Genomic DNA, 14,060 nt, shown 5'->3' on the forward strand with positions numbered 1-14,060 from the left:
AGATCAGACCAGCACTTCCAATCCTTTCTGCTCGATCAGATTTAACAACTTCAGAGAGGGGCCATTCGGCTTTTTGGCCCCCTGTTCCCACTTCTGCACCGTGGACTTGCTGATGTTCAAATAAGCAGCAAATACGGCCTGACTGGCTTTTACCTTGGTACGGATTCCCTTGATTTGCTCGGCGCTGTACTGCTTAACAGGAGGCAGGCACAGGGCGTCAAACTCCCGTAGGGTAGTGTCGTCCATCAAGCCCGCTTCATGGAGGTCTTTAGCGCCATCATGCACTGCATCTAAAATAGATTTATCCATTATTTCTGATCTCCAGTAGTATTCCCGCCGTTACCGCTTTATCCAGATCATGGTCATCGTAACTCAACAGGGTTCTGGCATAGGCTCTGAGCGCCTTCAGCTCTCTTGCGTCAATGTTGGCCTGAGCATTTTTGGCAAAACCGTAGACAAAGAAAGCTTTGTCTTTAAACTGGTACGCCAGAATTGTCCTCAGTCCAGCCCTTTTGCCCCTGCCTGCTATGGCTACACGCTTCTTGAGAACCTGCCCTCCCAGATCTGCGTCAACCAGCCCATTCTCTATTTCGCTGACTGCGGCTAGCAGGGCATCATCACTTAATCCTTCTTTGAAAGCCCATTTACTGAACGCTTTGTTTTTAAATACCCGCATAGTCAACCTTACTCAATCTTGGACAAGTATAGCACTAAGTACCACAAATAATAGCGACGAATTTTCAGAGTAGTTTATGCTCACCTTGCTTGTCGCTGCCAAGTTGCCAGTAGGCAGACAGCATCTTGGGCTGGTAAAAGGAACCTGTTATGTGCTCTGAAATGACTCGTTCAATGAATAGTGTCTTTTTAGCCTGGCAAGACCCGAAAGAAAGAAACTGGCACACAGTAGGCAAGCTGTCCCGGGACCAGGAACTGTTTATCTTTGATTACACCCTGGGGGGCCAGGAACGAATCCTTCATCCCCTTTTCCGGGATGGAACAGCTTGACGTTACTTATAAGTCGGACAAACTCTTCCCATTATTCGCCAACAGGCTGCTGAATCCGCGCAGGCCGGAATACAAAATGCTGATGTCCTGACTGGGACTCTCTGAAGAAGAACTTAGTCCGCTACAGGTACTGGCCAAAACTGGCGGCGTAAAAAGCACGGACAACCTGCAAATTTTCCCGGAACTGGACCTGACCGGGAAGAGTGCTATCGAGCTGGATTTCTTTGTTCATGGTGTTCGTTATGTATCTGAATCAGCCAGGCAGCGAATCAAGGCATTGAAAGAAGGTGACAAGCTGCTGTTAATGAATGATTTCCAGAATGAGACTGCCCCCCTCGCCCTGGCCATCAGAACAACGGGAACGCCGGAAATTATCGGCTTTTGCCCAAGGTTTCTGGCCCACGGTTTGGCCGATCTAGCAGCAGACAGGCACTCAGAACTGTCTTTGACTGTTGCTCGGGTCAACCAGGAAGCGCCCCTTTACTATCAGCTGATGTGTGAGCTCAAAGCCTGTTCCAGCCAAACCAGAAACCTGTTTAACAGCCAGGAATTTCAGACAATTTCCGGATCGATTCACTGACCTCTGTGTCAGGGGGGGCCAAACCCGTTGTATTAGACGGTTCCGCTTGCCTTCTGCCTGTAATGGTCGATATCAATCACCCTTTTTTCGGGCTTTTCCACAGTGCCATCAATGATTCTCCCCAGATAGTCATCGTACACTTTTGCAACGTCACGCTTTTCAGGCAAGCGGTCATCGTGGTCGTAATGCCTGGACTCCACTCTGCCATCCTCGCGGCTCTGTAACAGGTAGCGATGCTCCTTCAGTACTCTGCTATCTGCAAACAGGCGGGTAGCTGTCTGGCGCAAATCTTTGGCTGTGAATCGTTCTGGTTGAGGTTCTCTGTATACAGAGGCTTGTTCCAGTATATCCAGCGCCCTTTTGGTAAGAGGAATGACCCGTTTTTTCGGGATAGCATTTTTTCCTTTGGTGTCCGTGAAACTAGCGTTCGCTGGTTAAAGTCGATATCGCTCCAACGGATATGATTCAACTGCTCAGGTCGGTTGCCATAACAGGCAAGACAGAATCTCGCCAGTAACCCATAAAGAGGGCTCCAATCAGGAGTTCCTTTTTCCACGTTATTCCAGAACTGTTGTATTTCGTCATTCGAAAGGACTCTTTCCCGAACTCGCTCATAGTCAGCATACTTGGGGATTGGGACAACCGGGTTGAACTGAATTCCAAAACGCTTACCTGTTTCCAGTTGCTGCCTTGGGTCATAATCTGCTTTCAAGCCAAGGTTATAAGCAGCTAATAGATAGCTTCTGAATCGGTTAAAACCTGTGGTTACTCCACGTTTTAGTATGCGCTGAAAAACAGGCATCAAGTCGTCGGTAGTAATGCTGTTTGCCTTTTGCAGGGAAAGCTCAGGGAATGGGTTGAACAAGTTGTAGGAAAGTGAGCGTTCAACATCTTTGGCCGATGGGGCTTTGCGTCGCTGTAGACTGCCAATGTAGGAACGGCATAAATCTTCTAATGAACCCCGACTGGCTTCGATTGCAGTTTCTCTCTTTAGTACTTCCTGCTTTCTTTGACGCTCGGCTTTCACTACTTCAAGATGCTCCTTCAAATCAACGGGAGCTACCTCTTTTTTCAAACGAGCATATTCTCTGGCTTTCTCCCTTATATCAGGCAAGCTATATCCATTTCTTGCATTACGACCGTAATGACTGATGAAGATCAGCCGGTCTTTACCTTTTGTACGATAGCGATAGAACGCCTCTACCGTGACCCTTTGCCTTTTAAAGATAAGCGCGCCATCTCCTCTTCCACCAACCGCTTCTGTGATTTTGGTCTTTGACTCCCCATCGACCGTCATATTTCCTATTTCAAAGGGTGTGCAAAGGCGCATGCGATTCGTCCGATTTGGTTATTCTTTTGACATCGAAGCAGTGGTCTGGTGTCTATCTAGTCCCCGTATTAGTCCCCACTTCTTTCGGGATAGGAGAGCATTTTATAGTAGTCTTTGGAACTGTAAATATCCATGCATTCTTTTAATATCAAGGACTTAAGGGTATGCATGGAATGTGAAGGGTAGTTATAAAACAACTTTATTAAAGACTTGTAATCAGTGGGTCCCGAGTTCGACTCTTGGTGCCGGCACCATATACAGCGAAGCCCGTAGCGTTAGTGAACACTGCGGGCTTTTTGCTATCTGGAATTTACCATAGGTTATTTTCCAGATAGCCCGTTTTCATAGCCTTTCAGCCTCTGTATTTACCGACACCGAGCCTATGCCTGTTTGGATATTGCGCCCGTACAGATAACCGTTTCGGATAATTGAAGTCAGTGGATCATCAGCAGATTGGACTGCTTACCGGAGTGTCTGGACGTTATTATTGTTCGTTCCGTATCTCTTATTGTCAGTTGCAAGCTTGCAGGAATGCTATTGATTAGGGCACGCCACCTTTTTATGTCCTCAAACACCAGAAATGATCATAACTCCTGTTCCTGAAACTTGTAGCTTTAACCGTCTTGGTATGTATTTGACAGGGAATAGACGATCAAATGAAATCGAAACTCCAGGTTCGACGGATAGATTCAATACTTTTACGTACTTCCCTGAATATAACTAATGATCATGTTCTTCCTTGAGGTTGGTTTATTGGTTTATTCAATGCTGTGTTGTAATGTAAAAAAAACCGCACCGAGATTCAGATAGCACATACTTATGGCGGTGTTTAGTCCACAACACTGAGGAAGGTAATTATGAGAATAACCATGGTAGCTTTAGCTCTTACCTTTGCAGGTTCTGCGCTTGCATCTGAAGAGGGTTTCTACATTGGCGGTAAAGCCGGGTATGAATCAGTCAGCAGTGAGATGGAGTACGGATCACTGAAAATTGATTCTTTTGGTAATCAGGGAAGTATCTATGGTGCTTTTGTCGGTTATAACTTCCCTATTGAACGTGCTATGTATGTGGGACTGGAGGCTGAATACAACCATCACAGAACCAAGGCCGAGTACAAGTTGAGCTCCTTTGAAGAAGAGATCCAGTTTAAAGATGAATATGGTGCAAGCCTGATTATAGGCCACGCTTACAGTGAGACTGTAAACGTCTATGGTCGTTTCGGAATGAGTAATTTAAAGTCAGAAGCCAAAACCTCTGACGGGGATAAAGGGGATGATACTGTTACCGGCTGGCATGGTGGGTTCGGTGTAGAATTTAAAAATGAAGCCGGTCTCCCTATGTCGCTCAGGGCTGAATACCGATATAGCCAGTTCGATGACATTGATTATGACTATGGGACTGACGTAGAAAACAAACCTAAAGCGCATTCGATGTCTCTCAGTGCCATCTATAGCTTCTGACAATTTCTGAATTAACAAATAACCGAAAACCAGATAGGCCGAATGTAAGTTTATGCTCGGCTTATTCTCATTCAAAAAAGATTGAACTTGATTGGGAGCAGGCGATGGGAGGGTAATGATGATATGGAGAATAATTTTTATCAAGACATTACTTTTCTCATAATTTTATAAAAAAGCAATTTGATATTAACTTTGAAAATAAAATCTATGTAAACGACAATGGATGGTCACAGTGATAGAGACATCCAATTTATTGCTTTTTTCTGAGTGTCCCTTACAGCAGTTAATGGATAAGTATAAATACAAGGGCTAGACTTCCTGTCGACTGTTCCAAAGAGTCCAGAGCATGGTCAAGCTACAGCATTATTCAGCCCGGTTAGTCGTCCCTATATTCCTGCTAATGGCTTTGATTGCAGAAGCCCAGACGGCGACTCAATCCTTGAACATAACCCCTTCTCCAACCACGATCTCTTCTCTAACCACGACCTCTGCTTCTTCGAAATCCAATTCGAGAGGTTTGTGTGATTCTCTGATAGGACAAACGGCGGGGGTTGAGCGGCAGCTAAAGCAGTATCGTAGCCTTTTTAGCGGACGAGAGTGCTTTGTTCTGAGTGCCGATCCGGCAGAGGATTTGGCTGATGTGATCAAACAGATTCCTGAGAATGCTGTTATACTTCTCTCTTCCGAAACTGTAGTGTCGTCTTCTACTGCGACTCCTTCTGCATCCGTTGCTCTTGCGACATCTTCGGTATCCTCTGCCCCTGCGCCGGAAAACATCCCGGTTAATTATCTTATTGGTGGTGAAATAACTTTGAAGGACGGTCAGGACATTATCGGGGCGGCAGATGAAGGTTTTGAAATCATTATCAGTCTTGGGTCAGGTTATTATGATCCTCATATGATCAGGATTGGAATGAATGGCAATTTCCAGTTTGGCAATGTGAGAGACAGTCATATAAGACACCTTACTTTCCAGCCAGTTAGTCCTAGTAACACCAATAGGACGGTTGAAAATATTGTTTCAGGAAAGTGTTACAACCGTAGACTGATTGTAGTGAACAACCTGTTTCACCTTCCTCTCACCAAGGCCGCACTTAATCTTGAGTGCAGAGAGTCTCTGGATGCATCGGCCAACGATATACGCCCGGGCCCGGGCCTGCTGTTCGTCAGAAACACGATCATAGGTAAAACCGCAACAAGGTTGCGCGACAGCTATATTCCAGAAGCAGGCGTCTTCATTAACCTTCATACAATCATTAACCAGACACAAAGGGTTGCTGTTATTGAGAATTCATTCGAGGGCGATATGGCTAAAGCGGGTGACTTTATTCTTGGGTTTGGGAGCAGCATGGATATTTTCAGAAACAGAGTCGACATTAACAATGTTGCCAAGACGCGTAGAGAAACTGCTACAGGATCGACTGTACAAAAAGATGGTTTCTCTCTCACAGGTCTTAAAGATCCCAATGTAGAGCCGCCTCTTTTTAATCTGGCAGGTAATCGAATCCACACAAAAACTACAGCGATAGGTGTTGACTCGCGAATTCAACTGGCCCTCGCTTGCAACCATCTTCAGGCAGTCAACCCGTGGCGACAAGCTATACGACAATTCAGCCTGAAAGCCATTGATCCACTACCCTTGGCAGGTGAGTGTGAAAGATCTGTGGGTTCAACCGGTGTCACGGCTACGCCCACTTCACCGACACTCTGCCAGATTGTAAATACCTGGACGGCTATCGCGGGTTCCACTGTCGATCCTACGACTATCATGGGTACCACAGTCAGTCCGACGAATATCACAAGTTCCGCAGTCGGTTCGACGGCTATCACGGGTTCAACAGACGGTCCTTTGAGTGGACTGAACAATCTTGATGGTCAGCTCTATTTTGACCCATCCCTCTGCCCGACAGTGTCTACGCCCTTTGTTTCCAATAACGGTACGCCTTCCTACACCAGCACGGCTTCCGACAACGGTACGGTTTCTGTTTCATCGGCGGGTACAACCGAAGTGATGACTGGTTTGGGTGTCATAACCACTTTGGCCGTATTATTGGCTCGGTAATGGGGTATGCGGTTTCAGTGAGTTTGACTTGTTTACTCATGGCTCCCACGCTCCAGCGGTTATGGCAAACTCCCGACATGCAGGTACAACTACCTTGAAAAATACCGCCTGGGTGGTGCCACTATTGCCTTGTTTATGCCTCGCTATTCAAAGGAACGTAAGTCTGCCGTATTACAGAAACTTCTGCCTCCAGATAACCGCTCTGTAACTGGTATGGCAAGAGAGCCATTGAGGAAGACTGCATATGGTCACCACCGGGAGTAAACCGTTCTTCAGTTCTTAGGATTTGAAGCTGGCGGAAATACGCGATTTCAGGCCAAAGCTGATAATTTTCAATGTGACAGAAGGCCAAAAAAAGTTGCCAAACCCATTGTGCTCCGGGACCTAAAAAAACGACATGGAAGAAGCTGCACCATTGTGCATGCAATTTTCTGATTTTAAGAGTCCAGTACGATACTCTCTTTTTTCAGTTTTAACAGGGGTAACAAAAGAGTTAAACAAAACACCTATTGACCAATCGGCTTTATAGTCGATACTTGAAGCCGTTTTAATGGGAATATCTTTGGTGTTTAAGCTATACCCAAATGTTAACAAGTCCTTCTCATAGGCTGCATCGAAACAATAATGCCATAGAAAAGGATTGACCGGATAAGAAGTTTTTCCACTCTTCAGGTCATTCCAGGCACTATCGCAAAACGCCTTACCCTTCTCATCGAGACTTTTAATGGAAAAATCCTTGCTAATACCCAACTCTAATGCTGTATAGTCAAACCCTGCAGTAGCAAGAAAACTGAGTGTATTTTTGGGAGGGCGATGTTCAATATAGTGATTGATTTCTTGTACTTTTGTAATCAAGGGCTCAATTTTCCGGGTGCAGGTATTATAATCACCGGTTCCGTTTCTGCCGTCTGGTAAAGGGAAGCCTTTAGGAAAACATGACGCCCGGTTCAAATATTGGCTTATTGCCTGATCAAGCCCTAAGCCCAAAAAACTTTCTGCATTAAGCTTGTATGTCTTGCTGCTTATCTTAACGGTGAAATCCTCATTCTTATCCACCTCATAAGCAATCTGTGTAGAAGCACCGCCCAAGTCAAGAACACCTACCGTGTCTCCCTGTAATTTTATGCGCGAGTTGTCGTAATTCAACGCCAGCCAGGCATAAAGCCCCTCTTTTTTGCCTGTTATTGTCTCCACTTCAATGGTGGATGAAGGAAAGTTATCTTTTAACCATTGTTCAACTTCATCATTCAGGACTGCTCTTTTCTCAGGTCTGATTTGCCGCATTCCCGCGGTTGAATAAAAATAAATATTATTTATGTTTTCATCGATCACTGAAGCAAATAGCCCCTGAAGATATCCATCCAGACTATCTACCTTTTCCTCCTGAATGCCTCCTTTTTTTTTGCTGGACGTTTTTTTCTCAATAACAGGAATTCCGTTGGCTGGGTCCAGGGAATATTCATAGATATGCAGCCTTGAACCGGTACTGCCCGCATCAACCACTGCAGTTTTCTTTATCGGTTCAGAACCATAACCTGCGATTGCTACTGAGCACGAAATTGCAAAAATACTGGCTAACTTACCTGATAGCATAATAGTCACACCCTATTTTTTTGGGGTTGAAAGCACTCACCATTAAAATTGATTAACAAAGCGGCAGCTTCAGCAATGACGGAATAATATTAGTTCAGTGATAGTAGCAAAACTTCGGGAGCATGAAGGTTCTGTATCTTAATTTCTCCCCCTCAGTAACAATACATGGTCGATAGTAAATAAGATTTTAATTTAATGACCCGTTATGTCAAAAGCGTCCGTTTCAGACAAAATCTTGAACGTTGGAAGCTCAGCGGGCAAAGCTAACGATACTCAGAATCAAATGTCAGAATGTTTCTGCCTCCGCAATAGCCAACCGGAATACCTATACTCTGGCCATGGAGAACAGTGACAGGGCTTATAAATACTCAGAGCGAATATGTTGTGATCCGGCCATGATCAGTCATTCAGTTCCAATGGTTTAGCTGCGAATTACCATGGTTTGGCTGCGGCTCACCTCGCTATGCCCAACTCGCTCAAACAGGCTTATAGCCCGTCTGAACTTCATTCCAAAGCTCTCTCCAGTCTCATTCTCTGGAAATCTTTTTCGCTTCAATATTTTGCGCTTCAATATTTTGTACTTGAACATCTCGCTCATAAATTTTGATGGAGGTATAGGAGTGTTTGCAAAGACAGCCAGCTATGAATCCCAGAATGCAACCATCACCAGGGTGCCCCAAAAGGCAACCAACAGTGAGGCCAAAGGCTGCCCCGGCACATTCCGGGTTTTTGATGTCAAGTTGGTAAGTTTGTCTTACCATTTGTTCTGGAGTCGATTGAGTCGATTTGATCTCGATAGGTGCCATAGTTACCTCCATATTCGACAAGTTTTATTAATACAACAATAAAGTTAGAGGATACTCTCTCTTAAATGTTCCAAAAAAAACTAACACGGAGGATAGTATTGCTAACAGTATCTGGAAGAGTGCCATACACTGTAAAAGTGGTCTAATAGTTTCCGGCGCCTTTACATACGGTTGAAGGTACTTTGTCTTTAGTCAAGGATCTTAGACTTACTCTCAGGGCTCCATGCCATAGAACTTTACTTCTGGCATCAAAAAAGCACCTTGAATATCGTCGCAAGGGAGGTAAGAAAAACGTCGTATTGTCTGATTTTTTATTGGAGCACAGGCAAGCGTTGAAAAAGGACGATTGATCACAAGGGATAAGGGGCGCTTCTCAACCTACTTCCCAACGTTGGATATTGTGTGCCCCTGAATTAATACAAAAAGCCCTTCTGCTTCAGATCAACGTCTGTTGAATCCTGCCTCTGTACTTCAATCCCAACAACGCTCTGATCAAAGCAATAGGCGAGAACTCTGCATTCTCCGGGAACAGTACGATGCCATCATGAGGGTATCTCTTCTGGAACGCTTTTAAATCCAGATAGTCTGACCCTATATCCAGACAGCCTCCCAACAAACGGCCGGAAAACTCTACTTTACGACTGAGCCATGAGCGTTTAGGCTTTTTTCCATTCTACTTTCCCGCTACCCACTGTCGCAACAAGGCAAAACATGATCTCGCTGCACGATCCTTTTCTTCAGCAACAAAGCCTGCTGATGGCCAGTAATTACTTTACACTGACGGGTCAGCTGCTTTGCGGACTGCCCCTGAATGACCCCAAACTGGCTAAAAAATTGTATGAACACCCGTCAGTGCTACTATCTCACGGCACAGAAAGTGATCCGATCTTCTGTTACGGGAACCTGAGTGCCCAGTCTCTTTTTGAAATGGACTGGAACACTCTGACTCAGCTGCCTTCCAGACATTCTGCAGAGCAGCCCAACAGGGAAGAGCGGGGCAGATTGCTAAGAGAAGTCACTAAACGCGGCTACATCAAAAACTATTCAGGTATCCGTATTGCCAGTACCGGAAGACGGTTCATGATTGAGCAGGCGCTGGTCTGGAACCTCTACGATGAGAGAGGCAGGTACCAGGGGCAGGCTGCTACGTTCAGCAACTGGACTTTTGTTTGAAGGCAGCCCCACTAATATTCAAAGACGATGGTTACAGACAGCTATCCAGCTGAGCTATCCTGAAAAATAGACACTCTAAGGATAATTTTTATGAAAGGACTCTTCTTCAGCGGCCTCTGCTTGTTGTCCTTGCCCGCCTTTTCAGAAAACGACTTGCCTCTGCCATCACCACCCGCTTCTGCACAAGCCCATCACTATCAAAAGCAGAGCATCGATCAGGTGATTGAGAACGGAGATGATGAGGAACTGGTGAAACTTTCCGGACAAATCATCAAGAAACTGAAATGTTCGATTTACCTGTTTCGGGATAAAACCGGAGAAATCCAGATTCATATCAGGAATGATGATATACCCAAAAAGGGTCTGCTCTTTGGCTCCCCCACCATTATCAAAGGAGAGGTCATGAAAGACCCCAACGAACCCATTGTGGTGGAAGCCGACAAGATCCTTTATGTTTTCTAAAGATTGTTCAGTACCCGTGACTACCTGATCTTAAACCCGTTTCGAGTTTGGTTACCCCATCCTGGGAAATCGGAGTTCTGCTGCAAACCTCTGGCACATAATCTGTACATTCATGTGGATCAATATTTATTTTTCAGGCATTTTTTTGGGGTAAATTTAGTTTTTTATGGCAGTATTTAGTTTTTACCCTCAATCAAAAGGCTCGATTTATGCCAACCCCCATTGGCTATGAATGGTTGAAAGAACATTATCAGCTGAGAGTTATACCTCACTCAGTTCGCTCCTACACCGGAGGCTTACTGGGGACCAAAGCCAATCAAGTAAAGCGGCATGAGATTCTTGAACAGAATTTTCCCGACTCCGCCAGACCGGAAGAGACTCTGACAGGTCATCTTCTGTTTGCTCTAAAGTATGAAGGTGCTAACCCAGCCTATCTCCGGCAAGTTTTTCTGCAAACAGGCGCAAAAGATCAAATTCAGTCCACCATCCAGAAGCGCCCCAGTAGCCGCTGGGGTCGTCGTCTGTGGTTCTGGTATGAGTACCTTACGGAAACCCTGTTGCCATTACCTGACTGCAAAGCCGTTAAATATGAGTCGGTTCTTGATGAAGAGCGCTACTTTACCGCTCACCCCATTAATGTTCGACGATACTGTCTGCGCAACAATTTACCGGGACACAGAAGATTCCTGCCATTGGTGCAAAAAACGGATGCCCTGCGTGAAGAGTCCAACGCCAGACTGGAGCATTGTATAAACAGCGCTCTGACAGATTACGATGAAGAAGTATTTACCAGAGCCTCGCGCTTCCTGACCACCTACGAAACCAGAACCTCTTCAGAAATTGAATCAGAAAACATCACACCCGACAAATACATTCGTTTTGGCCGGGCACTGGAAATGGCAGGTCAGACACCACTGACCAAAGAGCGGTTGATTGAAATCCAGAACATCATCAAGGATGGCCACCAGCAGGAACCTGACTACCGGGTTGAGCAAAACTATATAGGCGGCCCCGGTCCCCAGGGCGTGGCTTTGCCTCCACCCCGCCCTGAAAATATTGAAGACCTGATGGATGACTGGTTTGCCATGTCAGGACGCTTGGCCGAGTCGGACATTCCAGCCAGTGTTCGGGCAGGAATTCTCTCAGCCAGTTTTGTTTATCTACACCCGTTTATGGATGGCAACGGCCGGATCAGCCGTTACCTGATCCAGGATGTACTGGCAAAATCCGGTATTTTGCAACCGGGCATTATTCTGCCGGTATCCGGCGGGATTCTGAACCGTCAACAGGACTATTATCAAACACTGGATCTGCTATCCAAAGCCATATGCGCCCAGACAGACTATTACATTGATGAAGCCGGACACATCACCATAGAAGGAGAAACAGATCACCTGTTTAGGTATCTGGATTTGACTCGCTATTGTCAATGGCTTTGCGAAGTTATTGGCGATGTAGCTGAACATCTGCTGCCCAAAGAGATTGACACTCTGGTATTGGCCGACCGCCTCTACCGGGCTCTGGACGACTTTCTTGATCTGTCAGCTAAAGAGCTCCGCCTGATGGTCAAGATTATTCTCGACAATAAAGGCAAGTTGAGTAAAAGGAAGCAAAAACAGTTCGAGTTTCTGACCGAGCACGACTTCAAACAGATCAACCGAATGGCTTCAGAAGTGCTTAAAGACAGCATCAGGAAGAAGCCTGATGAGTTGACTCAGTAACTCATAAAATAGTTGTCGCAGATCAGATGAAGAGCTTTGTCCTTAGGAGCCTATCAATCAGTTTCAGAAATTTTAGCCACTCCGCATGTGTATGTCTTTGCTCACTAGCCAATGATTTTCGAACGACGGGCGACGCGTAGACTGCCAGTATTTGCAGAAGCCAGCTTTCTGAGACGCCTTTCTTCAGAAGACTTAAGCTCTATTTTCGGAGCAACTTTCATGAAAAGGCAGCTATACGGTTCTGTTGCGACCAGAACAGCTGGAGTTAGGTTTATGCACCATAATTTTCAACGCACTAAACTAGCTATGCCTTCCCTATCTTCATTCATCAGATTTCTAAGCTGCCTGTGCGGCAGTGAACTCAGCAGGCAGTTTAAACCATACCCGTTTATATTTATAAGCTGCCCGTGGGCAGAGAACGAGCCTCAAAAACTGACGTTAGTGCCCAGACAAGCCTTCACAGATACGAAGCAGTTCTGGAAATGCATAAATAGCAGGGCGACGGCCAGATCCTTCCCTTAGCGTTACTATGGGGCCGTCCGGCACATGCAGCTGACGCAGAAGACCATGCAGGGTAGGCTTACTGATACCGGACCGTTTGACGAAGTCGCTCACTTGAAAAATGGGTCTGTCAAAAAGTGTATCCACCAGTTGCATCGTGAACTTTGAGCCTGTCGTTTGTTGAACCCTGACTTTAGTCTTTTCATATAACGACATGATCGCTTTTACTTTCTGAACATTATCTCTGGCCTGAACAAGTATGGCTTTCAGAAAAAATTCGATCCAGCCTGTCCAGTCGCCTTCCCGGGAAATCTTCTTTAGCCGCTCGTAATATTCATCCCGGTGTGCTTCCAGATAACCTGAGAGATAAAACATAGGGCTGGAGAGTCTCTGCTTACTGTACAAAAACAGCGGTATAATCAAACGACCAATACGGCCATTACCATCCTTGAATGGATGAATCAGCTCAAATTGGGCATGAACGATGGCGGTCTGAGCCAGTACATCAAAATCACTCTCGCCCAGATAATGATGCCAGGCTTCCAGATGATCCATTAGCTGTATAGGGTCCGGGGGAACAAAGGTTGCGGTCTCAAGCGTACAGCCCGCTCGCCCAATCCAGTTCTGATCCTTTCGAAAAGCACCCGGTGTTTTTCCTTGACCTCTAACACTGTCAAGAAGTAGCTGATGTAACTGCAACAAGAGACTCAAAGAGATCGTTCGCCCTTCAGCCAGGTACTCCTGGGCCAGCATAAGCGCTTTTCGGTAGTTCAGTATTTCCTGAATATCTGTATTTTTTCTCTCGTCAAATTGAGCACCTGCTTCATGCTCAAGCACCTCTTCAACCGTAGCCTGGGTCCCTTCAATTCTGGATGATAACACCGCTTCCTGATTCATCAGGGGCGACAGCATGACCGCGGGATTAATGATTCCCTGTAGTAGACCACTGTATTCAGCCAGGGCTGCATTAGCTTCACCGACCAATGTGATCAGACGGCTAAACTCAAGATCTTGAAGGGGAAGCGTATCAGGGATATATGGGGTCATGCCAAAACCTTGTGTATTAAAGGACATAATATTTAATACATAAATACTTTTGTGTCTGTCGTATCCAACACAAATTTTTCGTATTAAGAATTGTAATATTTAATACACAATAACGATAGCGTATTGAGCTTGATACACAAAGCAACTTGTGTATTAGATTAATTTATATTTAATACAATACAGAGGCTTTCAGACGGGGTTTCCATTGTATTATCCAAGCTGCCCAATCGCTCATTCCTCCTGATAATACCGCTCTGAATGACGTTCCTAGCAGCCTGTCGGACTTAAGCGTCCGTAGCGAGGATTGCAAGAAATTGAGG

The 14,060-nt window shown here is 45.5% G+C and carries 15 protein-coding genes; 7 read left to right on the plus strand and 8 right to left on the minus strand.

Annotated elements, in window-relative coordinates; translation table 11 throughout:
* Positions 1-3 precede the first annotated feature (3 nt).
* Positions 4-309 (minus strand): DNA-binding transcriptional regulator, encoded by a 306-nt coding sequence (locus tag KDK18_RS01755; protein WP_257252749.1) that lies wholly within the window; start codon positions 307-309, stop codon positions 4-6.
* On the minus strand, positions 302-676 hold the full coding sequence (locus KDK18_RS01760; RefSeq protein ID WP_257252751.1) for a type II toxin-antitoxin system RelE/ParE family toxin: 375 nt from the start codon (positions 674-676) through the stop codon (positions 302-304). The genes KDK18_RS01755 and KDK18_RS01760 overlap by 8 nt, the downstream gene beginning before the upstream one ends.
* 149 nt (positions 677-825) lie before the next feature.
* On the opposite strand from KDK18_RS01760, the gene KDK18_RS01765 reads away from it, so the two are divergent.
* Positions 826-1,005 (plus strand): hypothetical protein, encoded by a 180-nt coding sequence (locus KDK18_RS01765; RefSeq protein WP_257252753.1) that lies wholly within the window; start codon positions 826-828, stop codon positions 1,003-1,005.
* Positions 1,006-1,273: 268 nt separating this feature from the next.
* The gene (locus tag KDK18_RS01770) at positions 1,274-1,585 is read left to right on the plus strand and encodes an HIRAN domain-containing protein (RefSeq protein ID WP_257252768.1); all 312 of its coding nucleotides are present in this window, start codon (positions 1,274-1,276) and stop codon (positions 1,583-1,585) included.
* Between the two features lie 32 nt (positions 1,586-1,617).
* On the opposite strand, the gene KDK18_RS01775 is transcribed toward KDK18_RS01770, so the two are convergent.
* A complete protein-coding gene (locus tag KDK18_RS01775; RefSeq protein WP_257252754.1) occupies positions 1,618-1,872 on the minus strand; it encodes a hypothetical protein in 255 nt (84 codons plus the stop codon).
* Positions 1,827-2,882 carry a hypothetical protein gene (locus KDK18_RS01780; protein ID WP_257252755.1) on the minus strand — a complete coding sequence of 352 codons (1,056 nt, stop codon included), beginning with the start codon at positions 2,880-2,882 and terminating at the stop codon, positions 1,827-1,829. The genes KDK18_RS01775 and KDK18_RS01780 overlap by 46 nt, the downstream gene beginning before the upstream one ends.
* Before the next feature lie 890 nt (positions 2,883-3,772).
* On the opposite strand from KDK18_RS01780, the gene KDK18_RS01785 reads away from it, so the two are divergent.
* A complete protein-coding gene (locus KDK18_RS01785) occupies positions 3,773-4,375 on the plus strand; it encodes an outer membrane protein (RefSeq protein WP_257252757.1) in 603 nt (200 codons plus the stop codon).
* Between the two features lie 346 nt (positions 4,376-4,721).
* Entirely contained in the window at positions 4,722-6,437 is a 1,716-nt protein-coding gene (locus tag KDK18_RS01790; RefSeq protein ID WP_257252758.1) for a hypothetical protein, read from the plus strand.
* 384 nt (positions 6,438-6,821) lie between these two features.
* On the opposite strand, the gene KDK18_RS01795 is transcribed toward KDK18_RS01790, so the two are convergent.
* The 3 genes from KDK18_RS01795 to KDK18_RS01805 all read right to left on the minus strand — a co-directional run bounded on the left by KDK18_RS01795 (position 6,822) and on the right by KDK18_RS01805 (position 9,452).
* Positions 6,822-8,030 (minus strand): hypothetical protein, encoded by a 1,209-nt coding sequence (locus tag KDK18_RS01795; protein WP_257252759.1) that lies wholly within the window; start codon positions 8,028-8,030, stop codon positions 6,822-6,824.
* A 527-nt stretch (positions 8,031-8,557) separates the two neighbouring features.
* Positions 8,558-8,836 carry a hypothetical protein gene (locus KDK18_RS01800; protein WP_257252760.1) on the minus strand — a complete coding sequence of 93 codons (279 nt, stop codon included), beginning with the start codon at positions 8,834-8,836 and terminating at the stop codon, positions 8,558-8,560.
* Between the two features lie 436 nt (positions 8,837-9,272).
* Positions 9,273-9,452: a hypothetical protein gene (locus KDK18_RS01805; protein WP_257252761.1), complete on the minus strand. Its 180-nt coding sequence runs from the start codon at positions 9,450-9,452 to the stop codon at positions 9,273-9,275.
* Between the two features lie 95 nt (positions 9,453-9,547).
* On the opposite strand from KDK18_RS01805, the gene KDK18_RS01810 reads away from it, so the two are divergent.
* From KDK18_RS01810 to KDK18_RS01820, 3 genes are all read left to right on the plus strand, one after another.
* A complete protein-coding gene (locus tag KDK18_RS01810; protein WP_257252763.1) occupies positions 9,548-10,009 on the plus strand; it encodes an MEKHLA domain-containing protein in 462 nt (153 codons plus the stop codon).
* Between the two features lie 90 nt (positions 10,010-10,099).
* Positions 10,100-10,471 carry a NirD/YgiW/YdeI family stress tolerance protein gene (locus tag KDK18_RS01815; protein WP_257252765.1) on the plus strand — a complete coding sequence of 124 codons (372 nt, stop codon included), beginning with the start codon at positions 10,100-10,102 and terminating at the stop codon, positions 10,469-10,471.
* Positions 10,472-10,680: 209 nt separating this feature from the next.
* A complete protein-coding gene (locus KDK18_RS01820; protein ID WP_257252766.1) occupies positions 10,681-12,192 on the plus strand; it encodes a Fic family protein in 1,512 nt (503 codons plus the stop codon).
* A 438-nt stretch (positions 12,193-12,630) separates the two neighbouring features.
* On the opposite strand, the gene KDK18_RS01825 is transcribed toward KDK18_RS01820, so the two are convergent.
* Positions 12,631-13,740, minus strand: coding sequence for a Fic family protein (locus KDK18_RS01825; RefSeq protein WP_257252767.1), 1,110 nt, complete (start codon positions 13,738-13,740; stop codon positions 12,631-12,633).
* Between the last annotated feature and the right edge of the window lie 320 nt (positions 13,741-14,060).

The sequence above is a fragment of the Endozoicomonas sp. SESOKO3 genome (assembly GCF_024606255.1).